This window comes from Bradyrhizobium sp. Bra78, from assembly GCF_024519855.1.
In the GTDB taxonomy this organism is placed as follows: domain Bacteria; phylum Pseudomonadota; class Alphaproteobacteria; order Rhizobiales; family Xanthobacteraceae; genus Bradyrhizobium; species Bradyrhizobium japonicum_G.
In genome coordinates, this window is the sequence record NZ_JALJRE010000013.1 from 12,068 (window position 1) to 27,706 (window position 15,639).

General features: G+C 65.5%; 13 protein-coding genes. 7 read left to right on the forward strand and 6 right to left on the reverse strand.

The features are described from left to right. Positions 1-83: 83 nt before the first annotated feature. Both OC450_RS25980 and OC450_RS25985 read left to right on the forward strand, forming a co-directional pair. Positions 84-935 carry a LysR family transcriptional regulator gene (locus OC450_RS25980; RefSeq protein WP_262048913.1) on the forward strand — a complete coding sequence of 284 codons (852 nt, stop codon included), beginning with the start codon at positions 84-86 and terminating at the stop codon, positions 933-935. 126 nt (positions 936-1,061) lie between these two features. After that, positions 1,062-2,582, forward strand: coding sequence for a PAS domain-containing sensor histidine kinase (locus OC450_RS25985; RefSeq protein ID WP_262048914.1), 1,521 nt, complete (start codon positions 1,062-1,064; stop codon positions 2,580-2,582). Positions 2,583-2,621: 39 nt separating this feature from the next. On the opposite strand, the gene OC450_RS25990 is transcribed toward OC450_RS25985, so the two are convergent. From OC450_RS25990 to OC450_RS26005, 4 genes are all read right to left on the reverse strand, one after another. After that, on the reverse strand, positions 2,622-2,921 hold the full coding sequence (locus OC450_RS25990; RefSeq protein WP_262048915.1) for an acylphosphatase: 300 nt from the start codon (positions 2,919-2,921) through the stop codon (positions 2,622-2,624). Further along, entirely contained in the window at positions 2,918-3,784 is an 867-nt protein-coding gene (locus OC450_RS25995) for an oxaloacetate decarboxylase (protein WP_262048916.1), read from the reverse strand. The genes OC450_RS25990 and OC450_RS25995 overlap by 4 nt, the downstream gene beginning before the upstream one ends. Before the next feature lie 165 nt (positions 3,785-3,949). Further along, positions 3,950-5,965 (reverse strand): acetyl/propionyl/methylcrotonyl-CoA carboxylase subunit alpha, encoded by a 2,016-nt coding sequence (locus OC450_RS26000; protein WP_211386526.1) that lies wholly within the window; start codon positions 5,963-5,965, stop codon positions 3,950-3,952. 191 nt (positions 5,966-6,156) lie between these two features. Next, entirely contained in the window at positions 6,157-7,227 is a 1,071-nt protein-coding gene (locus OC450_RS26005; protein ID WP_256808294.1) for a putative zinc-binding metallopeptidase, read from the reverse strand. A gap of 214 nt (positions 7,228-7,441) precedes the next feature. On the opposite strand from OC450_RS26005, the gene OC450_RS26010 reads away from it, so the two are divergent. The 5 genes from OC450_RS26010 (at position 7,442) to OC450_RS26030 (ending at position 13,337) form a co-directional block, all read left to right on the forward strand. Next, on the forward strand, positions 7,442-9,919 hold the full coding sequence (locus tag OC450_RS26010; RefSeq protein ID WP_262048917.1) for a PAS domain S-box protein: 2,478 nt from the start codon (positions 7,442-7,444) through the stop codon (positions 9,917-9,919). A 16-nt stretch (positions 9,920-9,935) separates the two neighbouring features. Then, positions 9,936-10,376 (forward strand): EamA family transporter, encoded by a 441-nt coding sequence (locus OC450_RS26015; RefSeq protein ID WP_262048918.1) that lies wholly within the window; start codon positions 9,936-9,938, stop codon positions 10,374-10,376. 64 nt (positions 10,377-10,440) lie between these two features. Continuing rightward, complete coding sequence (locus tag OC450_RS26020; protein WP_262048919.1) at positions 10,441-11,727, forward strand: MFS transporter; 1,287 nt, start codon at positions 10,441-10,443, stop codon at positions 11,725-11,727. Positions 11,728-11,751: 24 nt separating this feature from the next. Next, positions 11,752-13,002, forward strand: a complete 1,251-nt coding sequence (locus OC450_RS26025) for an arsenic transporter (RefSeq protein ID WP_211386531.1) — start codon at positions 11,752-11,754, stop codon at positions 13,000-13,002. Positions 13,003-13,100: 98 nt separating this feature from the next. Further along, positions 13,101-13,337 (forward strand): hypothetical protein, encoded by a 237-nt coding sequence (locus OC450_RS26030; RefSeq protein WP_262048920.1) that lies wholly within the window; start codon positions 13,101-13,103, stop codon positions 13,335-13,337. Positions 13,338-13,405: 68 nt separating this feature from the next. Here OC450_RS26030 and OC450_RS26035 read toward each other — a convergent pair whose 3' ends face one another. Next, complete coding sequence (locus OC450_RS26035) at positions 13,406-14,770, reverse strand: MFS transporter (RefSeq protein ID WP_211386533.1); 1,365 nt, start codon at positions 14,768-14,770, stop codon at positions 13,406-13,408. A 25-nt stretch (positions 14,771-14,795) separates the two neighbouring features. Further along, on the reverse strand, positions 14,796-15,560 hold the full coding sequence (locus OC450_RS26040; protein ID WP_262048921.1) for a GntR family transcriptional regulator: 765 nt from the start codon (positions 15,558-15,560) through the stop codon (positions 14,796-14,798). Positions 15,561-15,639: the final 79 nt, after the last annotated feature.

Here is a 15,639-nt window from a genome sequence, read left to right on the forward strand (position 1 = left end):
TTGTGCGGCGTTGATGAGAAGCTAGACCCTCGTCCATCATTTTGGTATCTTATCTCTGTTGATACTAGTGATAACGATTCATAATGATAGCAACGCTCGACATCGCCACCGTCCAGGCCTTCCTGCTGGTCGCCGACCTCCAGAGCTTTACCCGTGCCGCCGAAGCGCTTGGCACCACGCAGGCGGCGGTCAGCTTAAAACTGCAACGACTGGAGACACTGCTCGGCAAGCGCCTCGTCGAGCGCTCGCCGCGCGCGGTCCGGCTCACCGCCGATGGCGCGGCGTTCCTCGACCGCGCCCGCGTGCTTATGCAGGCGCATGACCGCGCGCTGTCGGGCGAGACCTCGGCCACACAGTCGCTGTCACTCGGCATCGCCGACCATGCCGCGGGGCCGGAGCTGGTGCCGCTGCTCGAACGCCTGCACGCGATGTCTTCGAACCTCACCCTCGCCGTCACCATCGGCTTCTCCCGCGAGATGCAGGATTCCTATGACGCGGGCGAGCTGGACGCGGTGATCGTCCGGCAGGAAGGCAGCCGCCGCGGCGGCGAAAAACTGGCCGAGGACGAATTCAGCTGGTTCGCCTCACGCCGCTTTGCCCTGCCCAAGGGTGAGCCGCTGCCGCTCGCCACGCTCGCCCCGCCGTGCGGCGTCCGCGCCATTGCCGTGCGCGCACTCGATAAGGCCGGCGTCGCCTGGCGCGAACGCTTTGTCGGCGGCGGCGTCACCGCGGTGGTCGCTGCGGCCCTCGCCGGACTTGCGATCGCGCCGCTGGCGCGGCGGATCGCGCCGGCCGGGCTCGTCGATATCGGGCCGGCACACAAGCTGCCAAAACTCGGCAGCTCGAAGGTGATGCTGCATTCGAAGGTCAGCGATCCCGCAAAGCTTGCGGCGCTGCGGGTGGTCGCTGCGACGTTCAAGAGCGCCGCGGCTTGACGCCGCGAACGCTCACCTGATCGCCTCGGGACTGCATACCCATCGCCGAATTTGCCTAAAAACTTCCCAGAGAGGGGGAACCAAACCGCCCCTTGAGCGTTTGCCCCCGTTGAGGTGGGGTCCGGAATGACTAAAAAGTCCAGTCAGCAGAGAGACTTGTTCGAAAGCGAACGCAGTTTCCGGCTGTTGGTGGAGGGAGTTGCGGATTACGCGCTCTACATGCTCGATCCCAGCGGGATCATCACGAGCTGGAACATCGGCGGCGAGCGCATCAAGGGCTACCTGCCCCAAGAGATCCTAGGCCAGCATTTCTCCCGCTTCTACACCGAGACCGACCGTGCCAACGGCAAGCCTGCTCGCGCGCTCGCCACCGCGCGCGACCAGGGCCGCTACGAGGAGGAAGGCTGGCGTGTCCGCAAGGACGGCACCTTCTTCTGGGCGAGCGTCATCATCGATCCCATCTACGAGGACGCGACCCTGGTCGGCTTTGCCAAGATCACCCGTGACATCACCGAGCGGCGCAATGCGCAGCTTAAGCTCGAGGCGATGCAGACACAGCTCGCCGAGTCGCAGAAATTCGATGCGCTGGGGCAGCTCACCGGCGGCGTCGCGCACGACTTCAACAACCTCCTGATGATCATCAGCGGCAGCCTTCACATCCTGAAGAGGGGCGATGTCGACGACGCCAAGCTTCAGCGCGCGGTCTCTGCGATCCAGGCCGCAACCAAGCGCGGGGCCGCGCTGACCAGCCAGCTCCTGACCTTTGCCCGGCGGCAGAGCGTCAATCCGCAGGCGATCGAGCTTGCGGCGCGCATCGCGGCAATCCGAGAGGTTCTCGAAGCAGGCGTCGGCAGCTCCGTGCGTCTCGCCTTCGACGTCGAGCGCAACGTATGGCCGGTCAAGGCCGATGTCTCCGAGTTCGAGACGGGGTTGCTCAATCTCGTCATCAACGCCCGCGACGCCATGCCCGACGGCGGCACGGTGACGATCGGCGCACACAACGTCGTCCTTGACGATCCGCTCCACAGCGGCGAATTCGTCGCCATCACCGTGGCCGATACCGGGCTTGGCATTCCCTCCGACGTCGTCGACAAGATCTTCGAGCCGTTCTTCACGACCAAGCCGGTCGGCAAAGGCACCGGTCTTGGCCTGTCGCAGGTTCACGGCTTTGCACATCAGGCGGGCGGCACCATCAAGGTCGCAAGCGAGCTCGGCAAGGGCACCACCTTCACCATCTTGCTGCCGCGGGAAACCGCGACCATACTGAGCGAGCCGCCTGAAACAGCTCCGGTCCTCGGCACCGGCACCGTGTTGCTGGTCGAGGACAATCCCGACGTTGCCCTCGTCAGCATCGGTCTTCTCGAGCAGCTCGGTTACCAGGTGTGCCGGGTCCCCGATGCCGAAGCCGCGCTGCTTGAGATCGAGAAGAATGGCGTCGACTTCGTATTCTCCGATATCGTCATGCCCGGCAAGATGGACGGGCTCAGCCTCGCCCATCATCTGCGCCAGACCCGTCCCGGCCTGCCGGTCCTGCTCGCCACCGGCTACAGCGACGTCGCCGCCGGCGTGCGCGGTGATTTTCCGATCCTGCGCAAGCCCTACGAGATCCACGAACTGAGCGAGGCGATCGCCAAGCTGCCGCGATGATGCTTCACCGCGCGCCGCTTGCGCCGAGAGGCTTGGCTCTCAGATCGTCGGCAACACCGAAAACGCCTCCCCTGCCCGGCGCAGGTTCAGTTCATCGGCACCGGCGGTCTCGCTGGTGACGCTGTCCACGCGCGAGGACGGCGGGCCGTGGCGGCACAGGGCGACCATGTCGGCGACATGGTTCGGCGCACCCGCGAACAGCGCTTCCACGCTGCCGTCGCGGCGGTTGCGAACCCAACCTTCCAGCCCGCAAGCAACCGCCTGGGACTCAAGCCAGGCCCGGTAGCCGACGCCGTGCACGCGGCCGCGGATCACGACCTGGAGGATCGCCCGGCTCATGTCTTCAGCCCCAGGACATCGGCAATGCGCGCCTTCGTCTCGGCCTCGCGCATGACGCGGGCGGTCAGGTCCGATGATGCCAGGCCTTTCAGATTTTTCGGCGCGGTACCCTCGCGGAGCGCCTTGAGTGTATCGTACACGGCCTGCGTCGCGGCTGCGATCGGGGCATGCCCCTGGAGCGCGATGCGCACGCGCCGGGCGGCGAGATAGTCCGGCGCGCTCAGTTCCTCCGGCGCGCCGCCAAGCACGATCGGCAGGCGAGTGGCAGATGCGATGGCCTCGAGCTCGGTGCGCGACTTGATGCCGGTGAAGAACAGCGCATCGACACCGGCAGCTTCATAGGCTTTGGCGCGGCGGATCGCATCCTCGATCGAGGTGATCGAGGCAGCCCCAGTACGGCCCATAACGACGAGCGAGGGATCGCTGCGGCCGGCAAGCGCAGCCGTCATCTTGCCGACGCCCTCCTCCAGCGAGATCAGCTGCGTCCTTGCTTCGCCAAAGGCGGCCGGCAGCAGCGTGTCCTCGATGGTGAGGCCGGCGGCGCCCGCCGTCTCCAGCTCCTGCACCGTGCGGCGCACGTTGAGCGCGTTGCCGTAGCCGTGATCGGCGTCGACCAGCACGGGAAGCGTCGCCGCGCGCGACATCCGTCGCATCTGCTCGGCAAGCTCGGTCAGCGTGATCAGCGTGACATCGGGGTCGCCGAGCACCGCGAGCGAAGCCACCGAGCCGCCGAACATGCCGAGCGGGAAGCCGAGATCCTCGGCGATACGGATCGAGATGGCGTCGTAGACCGAGCCGGGATGAACACAGGCCGAGCCCGACAGGATCGATCGCAGTTTTTCGCGGCGGGAACGAAAGGCCATGGTGCTGTCTCGGTTAGGTCACGGAGGCCGCAGCATACTCCGTCATTGCGAGCGAAGCGAAGCAATCCAGAAATGCTCTGCGGAGACAGACTGGATTGCTTCGTCGCCAGGCTCCTCGCAATGACGGTGCTCAGGGGGAGACAGACCGCCCTCCCCACTCACACCTTACGCAAACTCCAAAATCAGCGCGTCCACCGCGAGCGTCGCACCGGCGCTGGCGTGGACCTTCTTGACAGTGCCGTCCTGCTCTGCGCGCAGCACGTTCTGCATCTTCATGGCTTCGACCACCGCGAGCGTCTCGCCGGCCTTGACCTCCTGCCCTTCGGTCACCGCGATCGAGACCACGAGACCCGGCATCGGGCAGAGCAGCTTCTTGCCGGTGTCGGACGCCGTCGTCACCGGCATCAGCCGCGCGGAAGCGGCTTCCGCTTCGGTCCAGACATAGACCGGCACCTCGACGCCCTGATGCGCAAGGCGGATGCCGTTGGCGATCGGACGCGTCTGCACCGCGACGAGGTGGCCGTCGATGGTGCCCTGCCAGACCGGATCGCCGGGCTTCCACGGCGACTGCAACAGATGCGCATTGCCGGTCTTGCCCTCGGCGTCGACGAATCGAATTGCGATCGCCTCGCCCTCGCGCGCGACCTCGAGCGATATTTCCTGGCGGTCGAGCCAGACCGCGCGGCGCCGCTCGCGCTGCACGATGCGGCCGCCCATCTGGCCGGAGATCTGCCGCTTGCGCTCACCCAGCACGTGATCGATGGCGGCGCCGACCGCGGCGATCCGCCGTGCGACCTCGCCTTCCGGCATGCGGACCGCAAATCCTTTGGGGAATTCCTCGGCGATGAAGCCGGTCGAGAGCCGGCCCTCGCGCCAGCGCGGATGATGCATCAGCGCCGACAGGAACGGGATATTGTGCCTGATGCCGTCGACATAGAACGAATCCAGCGCCGTGGCCTGTGCCTCGATCGCGGCCGCGCGCGAGGGCGCATGGGTGACGAGCTTGGCGATCATCGGATCGTAATGGATAGAGATCTCGCCGCCCTCCTGCACGCCGGTGTCGTTGCGGATCGTGATGCCGTCCTGGCTCGCTTCAGCCGGCGGGCGGTATTTCACCAGACGTCCGATCGACGGCAGGAAGTTGCGGAACGGGTCTTCGGCGTAGAGACGGGACTCCACCGCCCAGCCGGTGAGCGTGACGTCCTTCTGGCTGATCGCGAGCTTCTCGCCGGCGGCGACGCGGAGCATCTGCTCGACGAGGTCGACACCGGTGACGAGCTCGGTGACGGGATGCTCGACCTGGAGGCGCGTGTTCATCTCCAGGAAGTAGAAGCTCTTGTCCTGCCCCGCGACGAATTCGACGGTGCCGGCGGAATCGTAGTTCACGGCCTTGGCCAGCGCGACCGCCTGCTCACCCATCTTGCGGCGGGTGGCCTCGTCGAGCAGCGGCGACGGCGCCTCCTCGATGACCTTCTGGTTACGGCGCTGGATCGAGCACTCGCGCTCGCCGAGATAGATCACGTTGCCATGCTTGTCGCCCAGCACCTGGATTTCGATGTGGCGGGGATCGACGATGAACTTCTCGACGAAGACGCGGTCGTCGCCGAACGAAGCTTTCGCCTCGGCCTTGGCGAGGTTGAAGCCCTCGGCGACCTCGGCGGTCGAATGGGCGATGCGCATGCCCTTGCCGCCGCCACCGGCCGAGGCCTTGATCATCACGGGATAGCCGATCTCGTCAGCGATCTTGACCGCGTGTTTGGCGTCCTCGATCACGCCGAGATAGCCGGGCACGGTCGAGACCTTGGCCTTTGCGGCGGCCTTCTTGGATTCGATCTTGTCGCCCATCGCCGCGATCGCGCCCGGGTTGGGGCCGATGAAGACGATGCCGGCCGCTTCCAGCGCCCGCGGAAATGCCTCGCGCTCGGAGAGGAAGCCGTAGCCGGGATGTACGGCCTCGGCGCCCGTCTTGCGGCAGGCCTCCACGATCTTCTCGATCACCAGATAGCTCTCGGCCGCGGCGGGCGGGCCTATCAGCACGGCCTCGTCAGCCATCTCGACATGAAGGGCATCGCGATCGGCCTCGGAATAGACCGCGACCGTCTGAATTCCCATGCGGCGAGCGGTCTTGATGACCCGGCAGGCGATTTCGCCGCGATTGGCGATCAGAATGCGTTTGAACATGCTTTTCTTGAGTCTCGACCTTGGGCGGGACCCTTCCCTGGCCGTTGGGGCCTATGGGACGGGCCGTGTGGCTCCCGTGGTACATCAAAATCCGCAGGAGGCAACGGTCTAAATCCGGGCCTTCTGGCGTACCAGCACAAGACCGAAATGGCCTTTCCGAGCCTCCAGGACGCCTGCGCCTGCGCCCGCACCTACGCCTTTTTGGCCTTGGCGACGTCCCGGACCAGGCCCTGGATGAAGCCGAGTTTGGCGACGACGGCCGGCGACAGGATGAAGGGATAGAGGTCGCGCAGCCCCATGGCGCGGTTGACGCTGTTCATGGCGAACGTGAAGGGCAGCCATGCGTTGACCAGCGCCTCGACGTCCCTGGCCTCGTAAGGGTTGAAACGGATACGGGTCGTCAACTCCCCGTCGCGGTCGACCTTGGGGCGGACCTCCATGCCAAACTCGGAGGCCATCTCCAGGGTGTCGACGATGTGCAGATAGTGCGCCCAGGTCTCGGCGAAGTCCTCCCAGGGGTGCGTGGTCGCATAGGCCGAGACGTAGTTCTGCTGCCAGTCGGGCGGCGCCCCCTCGGCGTAGTGGCGCTGCAGGGCCTGGCCGTAATCGACGGAATCGTCGCCGAACACCACGCGGCATTCTTCCAGCTTGCCGCCCTCGCTCACCAGCACGTCCCAGAAATAGTGCCCGACCTCGTGGCGGAAGTGCCCGAGCAGCGTCCGGTACGGCTCGCCCATCTCCAGCCTGCGCCGCTCGCGCTCGATGCCGTCGGCCTCGGTCAGCGCGATCGTGATCAGGCCGTTGTCGTGGCCGGTCAGGACCTTCTGCCCGCTGTTCGGGTCGTCGGCGAGGAAGTTGAAGATCAGGCCATGCTCGGGATCGTCCTTCCGGGTCTGCAGCGGCAGCTTCCAGCGGATCAGGGAATAGAACAGTCGGTGTTTTGCCACCTCCAGCTCGCGCCAGCCGGCGAGTTGCGCCGGGTCGGACAGATCCGGCACGATGCCGTTATGGCGGCAGGCGCGGCAATAACCGGTGGCGTCGCCCACATCCGTCAGCCAGTTGCAGGCATCGTACTCGGCGTTGCGGCACAGCACGCGGCTTGCGCCCTTGTCGGCCAGCGTCTTCCAGGCCTCACCGTCGGGCTCGATTGCCGACATCGTCTCCTTCTCCGGCAGGAAGGCGATCCGGTGGCCGCAGCGTTCGCAGGCACGGTTCTCGAAATAGAGGACATTGCCGCAGGCCTGGCAGACAAAAAGCTTCAAGATTTAGCCTCATCCGAAGGGGAGTTTTATCAATGCGCGTCGTCGCGCCTGGCAGATACGCGCCCGCAGATGCCATCGTTCCAATCTTCGGAACAAATAGCCAGAGCCGGCGTTCGTTCATACCACCACGCTGCGTCCGGTGGCGGCTTTCCCTGCAATGTCCGCTCTAAACAATGGCTATCACGCTTTGTCTGTGTGAATATCGGCCCGGCACGTGCGCTCACGCATCACAACGGCCGACACCTTGAACGATCCTTTGCCCGAGACCGCCGCAGCCGAGAGGCTGCGCCAGCACCTCGAAGAAATCGCGCGCGAGCGCGACAACGCCTATCGCGCACTCCAGGAGCGCGAGGCGGAGCTGGCGCGCATCCAGCGCATCGGCAAGGTCGGCGGCCTCGAAGTCGATTTCCGCGAGGGTTTCAAGAACCGCCGCTCGCCGGAATATCTGATCCTCCACGGCCTGCCGCCGGAAGCCGCCGACGAGTCCCACGAGGACTGGATCAATCGCATCCATCCCGACGACCGCGACGCTGCGGTGAAGCATTTCCTCGCTGCGCTGTCCGGCACCAGCGAGGACTACACGGCCGAATACCGCATCATCCGTCCCAGCGACGGCGAGACCCGCTGGATCCGCGTAGTCGCCAAGCTGGAGCGCGACCGTGACGGCCGCGCGATCCGGCTCGTGGGCGCCCATATCGACGTGACCGCCCAGGCGCTCGCGCGCGAGACCCTGCGCGAGAGCGAGGAGCGTTTCCGGCTGATTGCCGACAGCGCCCCGGTGCCGATCTGGGTCACGAAACTCGACCGCACACGCTCCTTCGCCAACCAGGCCTATGTCGACTTCGTCGGCCTGCCCTACGACCAGGCCATCGTCTTCGACTGGCGCAAGGTGCTGCATCCGGACGACCTTCCGCATGTGCTGCAGCAGTCGGTCCAGGGTGAAGCTTCGCTCAAGCCCTTCGTGCTGGAAGCCCGCTACAAGAACGCCGACGGCGAATGGCGCTGGCTGCGCTCGGAATCGCAGCCGCGCTGGGACCCGACCGGCAGGCATATCGGCTTCATCGGCGTTGCCCACGACATCACGGTGGCCAAGCAGGCCGAGATCGAGCTCCGCCAGCTCAACGAGACGCTGGAAGAACGCATCGTCGAGCGCACCGCGGAACTCGAATCCAACGAGGCCCGGCTGCGCGCGATCCTGGAGACCAGCAACCAGTATCAAGGCCTCGTCAATCTCAGGGGCGAAGTGCTTTACGCCAACAAGACCGCGCTGGACGGCATCAAGGCGAGCTCGTCGGACGTGATCGGACAGCCGTTGTGGCAGACCCCCTGGTTCAGCGCGACGGAGGGCATGAGCGCGCTGGTGCGCGAGGCCTTCGATACCGTGCTCAAAGGCGAAGCGGTGCGGCTGGAGATGCGCCTGCGCCTTCCCATCGGCGAGCGCGACTTCGAGTTCGGCATGCGCCCCGTGCTCGACCGTCACGGCAACATCACCGGCGCGGTGCCGGAGGCCGTCGACATCACAGACCGCCGCCGCGGCGAGGAAGCGCTGCGGCAGTCGCAGAAGATGGAGGCGATCGGCCAGCTCACCGGCGGCGTCGCGCACGACTTCAACAATCTGCTCACCATCATCCGCTCGGCCACCGATTTCCTGCGCCGCCGCGAGCTTCCGGAGGAGCGCCGCCGCCGCTATGTCGACGCCATCTCCGACACCGTAGAGCGCGCCTCCAAGCTGACCGCACAGCTGCTGGCGTTTGCACGCCGGCAGCCGCTGAAACCGCAGATCTTCAACGTCGGCACCCAGGTCGAGGGCGTGGCGCAACTGGTCCGGCCGCTGGTCGGCGGCCGCATCGAGATCGCGGTGGAGGTTCACGATGCCGACTGCTTCACCGTCGCCGACGTCGCCCAGTTCGAGACCGCGCTGATCAACCTTGCCATCAACGCCCGCGACGCCATGGACGGCGAAGGCCGCCTCACCATCGCCGTGCGCAAGGTCGTCGGGATTCCGAGCCTGCGCGCGCAATCGGCGCGCGGCGGCGATTATGTCGCGATCTCGGTCGCCGACACCGGCAGCGGCATCGCGCCCGAGAACATCGAGGCCATCTTCGAGCCGTTCTTCACCACCAAGGAGGTCGGCAAGGGAACGGGCCTCGGCCTCAGCCAGGCCTTCGGCTTCGCAAAGCAGTCCGAGGGCGACATCGCCGTGACGAGCACGCAAGGTGAAGGCGCGACCTTCACCATCTATCTGCCGCAGGCGCAAAGCCCCGCCACGGACAAGGAAGCTGCGGCGCTGACCTATGAGGCCGCGGCCACCGGGCGCGGCTATCGCGTGCTCGTGGTGGAGGACGACGACGAGGTCGGCCGCTTCTCCACCGAGCTCCTGGAAGACCTCGGCTACGTCGTCCGCCGCGTCGCCAACGCCAACGCGGCGCTGGCGATCCTGGGCGAGAACGAATTCGCCGTCGATCTCGTGTTCTCCGACGTCATCATGCCCGGCATGAACGGCGTCGAGCTCGCCGGCATCATCCGCGAGCGCTATCCGGGCCTGCCCGTCGTGCTCACCTCCGGCTACAGCAACGTGCTCGCCGAGAACGCCCATCGCGGCTTCGAGCTGATCCAGAAGCCCTATTCGGTCGAGTCGCTGTCGCGCATTTTGCGCAAGGCGATCGCCGAGAAGCTGTCGGTGACGCGCTAGTCTAAGAGATATCCTCATGAAACCCGCTCTCCTCTCCGCCTGGCAGACCTGGGCGCTGCTGTCCGCCTGCTTCGCCGCGCTGACTGCGATCTTCGCCAAGGTCGGCATCGAGAACATCAATCCGGATCTGGCGACCTTCATCCGCACCATCGTCGTGCTGCTCGCCTTCTCGATTCTGTTGTTCTTCACCGGACAATTCGCGGTGCCGTCGGCGGTCTCATCGAAAACGTGGCTGTTCCTGGTGCTGTCGGGGCTCGCGACCGGCGCGTCGTGGCTGTGCTATTTCCGCGCGCTGAAGCTCGGGCCCGCGACGCTGGTGGCGCCGATCGACAAGCTCAGCGTCGTGCTGGTCGCTCTCTTCGCCTTCGCCTTTCTCGGCGAGCGTCCGTCCGCCCAAGGCTGGGTCGGCATCGCCATGATCGGCGCCGGCGCGGTGTTGCTGGCTGTAAAGTTTTAAGGCGGAACAAAGCGGCTGCGAGAGCGGTTTCTGCCGGGACCCTTCCAGCCTCGATCGAGGACCGATGTCGAGCTCAAATCCCGACCAGGCAAGGCGTGCCGGCTGCGCACTGGATGCGGCCAACTTCTTCCTCGCCGACGTCCGCGACGGGCTTGGGCCGTATCTCGCCGTCTATCTGCTCACCGAGCAGCACTGGGACGAGGCGCGCATCGGGCTCGTGATGTCGATCGCGACCATCGCCGGAATCTTGGCGCAGACCCCGGCCGGCGCGCTGATCGATGCGACGCGCGCCAAGCGGCTGGTGATGGTCATCGCCGCCGTCATGGTGACGCTCGCCTCGCTGTCGCTGCCGATATTTCCGGCCTTTCTAACCGTTGCATTGTCGCAAGGGATCGCGCAGGCCGCCGCCGTGATCTTTCCGCCGGCGATTGCGGCCGTCTCGCTCGGCATCTTCGGTCCCGCCGCCTTCACCCGGCGGATCGGCCGCAACGAGACGTTCAATCACGCCGGCAATGCGGTCGCGGCGGGGCTTGCCGGGCTCTCCGCCTACTGGTTCGGCCCGACCGTCGTGTTCTACCTTCTCGGCGCCATGGCGATCGCGAGCCTTTTGAGCATTCTGGCGATCCCCGAACGCGCCATCGACCACGACCTTGCGCGCGGGCTCCACGATGCCGATGCTGACGACAGCCGGCCCGACCGACCCTCGGGCTTCGCGGTGCTCCTGACCTGTCGCCCCCTGCTCGTCTTCGCGATCTGCGTCCTGCTCTTCCATCTGTCCAACGCGGCCATGCTGCCGCTGGTCGGGCAAAAGCTCGCGCTCCAGGACAAGAACATGGGCACCAGCCTGATGTCGGCCTGCATCGTCGCCGCACAATTGGTGATGGTGCCGTTCGCGATGCTGGTCGGAGCCCGGGCCGATCGCTGGGGCCACAAGCGTTTCTTCCTCGCCGCGCTGTTGATCCTGCCGCTTCGTGGAGTGCTCTACACGCTCTCGGACAATCCGTTCTGGCTGGTCGGCGTGCAGCTTCTCGACGGCGTCGGCGCCGGTATCTTCGGCGCGATCTTCCCCGTGATCGTCGCCGACCTCATGCGCGACACCGGCCGCTTCAACGTCGCGCAAGGTGCTGTGATCACCGCCCAGAGCATCGGCGCTGCGCTGTCGACGACGCTGGCCGGTCTCGTCGTGGTCGGCGCGGGTTATGGCGCGGCGTTCCTCACGCTCGGCGTCGTCGCCGCGATCGGCGCCGTCGTCTGCTTTGTCGTCCTGCCCGAGACGCGGCAAATCGCAGATGGTGGTGCGCGTCCGAAAGGGAAGACAGCGGCGACGGCTTCCGCTATCGCTGCCGAGTGAGACATCCCATTTCGAGGACTGAACGTGCCGTCTGACGCCATCTGGGCCTGGAGCATCATCGTCGCTGCGACCGCAGGCGTCATCATCCGGCCTTTTCGCCTGCCGGAGGCGGTCTGGGCCGTCATCGGCGCTGGCGCGCTCGTGCTGCTCGGCTTGCTGCCGTGGCAGGATGCGGTGATCGGCATCGAGAAGGGCGTCGACGTCTATCTCTTCCTGATCGGCATGATGCTGATCGCCGAGTTGGCCCGGCTCGAGGGCCTGTTCGATTATCTTGCAGCGCTTGCGGTCGAATATGCGGCCGGCTCTCCACGGCGCCTGTTCCTGCTGATCTATCTCGTCGGCACGCTCGTCACCGTGCTGCTGTCCAACGATGCCACCGCGATCGTGCTGACGCCCGCCGTGTATGCAGCGACGCGCGCGGCCGGGGCAAAGCCGCTGCCCTATCTGTTCGTCTGCGCCTTCATCGCCAACGCAGCGAGCTTCGTGCTGCCGATCTCCAATCCGGCCAATCTCGTCGTGTTCGGCGCGCGCATGCCTGCGCTCACCGAATGGCTGCGCCTGTTCGCCCTGCCCTCCGCGGCCTCCATCGTGCTGACCTATGTCGTGCTGCGCCTGACCCAGCACCGCGCGCTGAAGGAAGAGACCATCGCGCGCAGCGTGCCGCATCCAAAGCTCGGCCGCGGCGGCAAGCTGACCGCAGTCGGCATCGTTGCGATCGGCGTCGTGCTGGTCACGGCCTCCGCGCTCGACAGGCAACTGGGCCTGCCGACCTTCATCTGCGGCGTGGCGACGGCAGCGATCGTGCTGCTGATCAGCCGGCAATCGCCGCTGCCCGTGCTGCGCGGCGTTTCGTGGAGCGTGCTGCCGCTGGTCGGCGGGCTCTTCGTGATGGTGGAAGCGCTGATCAAGACCGGCGTGATCGGGCAGCTCAGTTCGCTGCTGCATCAGGCAGTCGGTCAATCCGTGACGCAGGCAGCCTGGAGCGTTGGCATCGCCACCGCGATTGCCGACAACATCGCCAACAATCTTCCCGTCGGTCTCGTTGCAGGCTCAGTGGCCGCCAGCGACCACCTGCCCGCGCCTGTCGTCAGCGCGATCCTGATTGGCGTCGATCTCGGGCCGAACCTGTCCGTTACAGGATCGCTCGCCACCATCCTGTGGCTGGTCGCGCTGCGGCGGGAGAAGATCGAGGTCGGCGCCTGGCCGTTTCTCAAGCTCGGCCTGCTGGTGACGCCGCCGGCCCTGATCGCGGCGCTCGCTGTTGCGATCCGGTAATCGCGCACAATTTGCGGCGCATCAATGTCGCCGGTAGCGGCGGACTTATGCTTCAGCTTGCCGCGCAGACACGATATGGCGCGGTAAGGAGGTCCATCATGCAGATTCAGTCGAAGACATTGCTGCAAAGTTTTTCCCTGCGCCGCTCGTTTCAGAGCTTCACCGCACCTGACCGAGGCCGGGCGGAGACATCCCACCCGCTGTTGATCTTCTCCGCGGTGGTGCTGCTGGCCCTGTTCGCGATCGTGGAAATCGACCTTCACAGCGCCCAGCTTCAGGCGATCGGCTTGCTCAGTCTTGGGACCTGGATCGATCCCATCTTCCTGAGCCCATAGCTGTTCGCGCGGCTCTCCGAGGCAACGCCCGATCGCGGCCGTGACAGCCGCGACCGGGTCGCCGATCCTCAGTCGTTCTCGTAGCCGTAGACTTCCGGCAGGATGAAGATCGCCGCGAGCAATCCGATCAGCGGGAAGATCGCGACGAACAGCGTGGCGTTGGCCTGCCCGATCGCCGCGAACAGCGACGGGAACAGGAAGATCGCCAGGAACGACGGCAGCTTCACGAACATGTAGGCGAAGCCGCTGGCGGTGCCGCGATATTGCGGCTTGGCGACCATGGTCGGGATCGTCATGCAGTTCGAGGCGTCCCAATAATGGCCCCACAGCATGGCGGCCGCCGCGAACGGCAGCAGGATCTTGTTGTCGGTGTAGAGCGCGAAGGCCGCGACCAGCAGCGAGACCAGCACGATCGAGAAGCCCGCGATCGAGATGCCGCGGTGGCCGATCTTCGGCGTCAGCAGCGGACCGACCCAGCCCGACACGGCGGCGAAGGAGAATAGCGCCATCGTCACCAGATTGATGCCGAGCACGCTCGACACGCCGACCATGACGAAGAGCACCGGCAGATAGAACGCGAAGGTCGAGAACTCGCTGGCTTGCGCGAAGCAGGCGATCCAGCCGTAGATCGTGGCACGCCAGCGGATCGGATCCTTCTTGAGGTCGGCGAGGAACGCGCGGGTGGAGACCTTGGGCACCTCGACGTCATGGTCCGGCAGCATGGCGAGATCGTCATTGAACATCTCGCGCGCGACCTGCTTGGCCTCGCGGTAGCGTCCCTTCTGCACCAGCCACACCGCCGTCTCCGGCACGTCGTGCCGCATGATCAGGATGATCAGCGCCGGCAGCGCGCCGAGGCCGAGCGTCACCCGCCACAGCGTCTCGTGGTGAATGTCGAGCAGCAGGAAGATGACGATGACGCCGATGGTGAGGACTTCACCGACGGCGAACATGAACTGCCAGCGATTGCCCATGACCTCGCGCTCGCCCTTGGCCATGGATTCCATGATGTAGGTGTAGCCGGTCGAGATATCCGAGCCGAGCGGAACGCCGAGCAGGAACCGGATCACGATGAGCCAGGTGACGTTCGGCACGAAGGCCTGCGCCAGCGCCAGCACGATGAACATCACCATCGTCACCAGGAACATGACGCGGCGGCCGATCTTGTCGGACAGCCAGCCGCCGAGCAGCGCACCGATCATGGCGCCCCCCTGTGTACCGGCGGCGGCAAGGCCCAGCATCAGCGGATCCGGATTGTACTGTTCCTTGATGAAGATCAGCACGAAGGCGATCGAATACAGGTCCCAGGCTTCGACCAGGATCGAGGCCATCATCAGCCAGCCGACCTTGTTGCCCTTGGGACTGTAGTTCGTGATGAGGTAGCGGACCGCGGCTTCGCTCGCGGTCGGTTGTGGCATCGCCATCGTCGACATGTCTGGTCCTTTCTTCAAAACTCTTTTACGTGCCGAGCAGCGGCTCGATGCTGCAATCGAGCAGGCGTGGGTCGATTCCCGCCTCCATGCCGTTGAACATCTCGCCCATGTAGTCGATCAGGGCATCGCTCGCCTTAACCGCATCCTCGACGCGGCGGCTGGCGACCGCGGCGAGAATGGCGAGATGGTGATCGATCGTGCCTGACAGTTCGGCCTGTCCCGGCATGAAACGGTGGTGGATGTAGCCGATGCGCCGGTACAGCGTGTGCAGCGGCCGCAGCGTATGGACCAGAAACGGCTCGCCCGCCGCCTCCAGCACCAGCGCGTCGATGCGGCGGTCGATATTGTTGAATTCGTCGAGGGTCAGGGTGGAGCGGCGCTCGCGCAGGAGACGCTCGATGTGCAGTGCCTGATTGCGGTGAGAGAGGCTGGCGCGATCGGCCGCAAGCCGGATCACGAAGCGCTCCATGTCGCGGCGCAAGGCCAGCAGCATGCGCTCACGCGCCAGATCGATTGGCGCGATGTGCAGGCCGTGTCGCGGACGGATGATGATCAATGTATCGGCGGAGAGACGATTGACGGCGTGATGCACCGGGGTACGACCGAAGCCGGTGATATGCTGCAATTCCAGCATCGTCATGAATTGTCCGGGCTTGAGCTCGCAGTGGACGAGCAGCTCTTCGATCTTCTGATAGGCCAGCTCGAAGAAGTTGAGCCGATTGCGCCGTGAGGGCTTGCCCTCGCCGTCGTCGTTCTTCATCACCTCGAGTGCGCGCTTGCGCCGTGCCATGTCGTTCTCTCCCGTCAACCCGCGCTCTCGTTGCTGGATGGCGCCTTGTTTCTCGGACCCTTAAAACATGTTGTGATAT

Excerpts from the sequence above, each read along its gene's own strand:
- OC450_RS25985 (WP_262048914.1), top strand. The coding sequence starts at position 1,062 with ATGACTAAAAAGTCCAGTCAGCAGAGAGACTTGTTCGAAAGCGAACGC.
- OC450_RS26035 (WP_211386533.1), bottom strand. The coding sequence starts at position 14,770 with ATGTCGACGATGGCGATGCCACAACCGACCGCGAGCGAAGCCGCGGTC.
- OC450_RS26000 (WP_211386526.1), bottom strand. The coding sequence starts at position 5,965 with ATGTTCAAACGCATTCTGATCGCCAATCGCGGCGAAATCGCCTGCCGG.
- OC450_RS26015 (WP_262048918.1), top strand. The coding sequence starts at position 9,936 with ATGAAACCCGCTCTCCTCTCCGCCTGGCAGACCTGGGCGCTGCTGTCC.
- OC450_RS25990 (WP_262048915.1), bottom strand. The coding sequence starts at position 2,921 with ATGAGCCGGGCGATCCTCCAGGTCGTGATCCGCGGCCGCGTGCACGGC.
- OC450_RS25995 (WP_262048916.1), bottom strand. The coding sequence starts at position 3,784 with ATGGCCTTTCGTTCCCGCCGCGAAAAACTGCGATCGATCCTGTCGGGC.
- OC450_RS25980 (WP_262048913.1), top strand. The coding sequence starts at position 84 with ATGATAGCAACGCTCGACATCGCCACCGTCCAGGCCTTCCTGCTGGTC.
- OC450_RS26040 (WP_262048921.1), bottom strand. The coding sequence starts at position 15,560 with ATGGCACGGCGCAAGCGCGCACTCGAGGTGATGAAGAACGACGACGGC.
- OC450_RS26030 (WP_262048920.1), top strand. The coding sequence starts at position 13,101 with ATGCAGATTCAGTCGAAGACATTGCTGCAAAGTTTTTCCCTGCGCCGC.
- OC450_RS26020 (WP_262048919.1), top strand. The coding sequence starts at position 10,441 with ATGTCGAGCTCAAATCCCGACCAGGCAAGGCGTGCCGGCTGCGCACTG.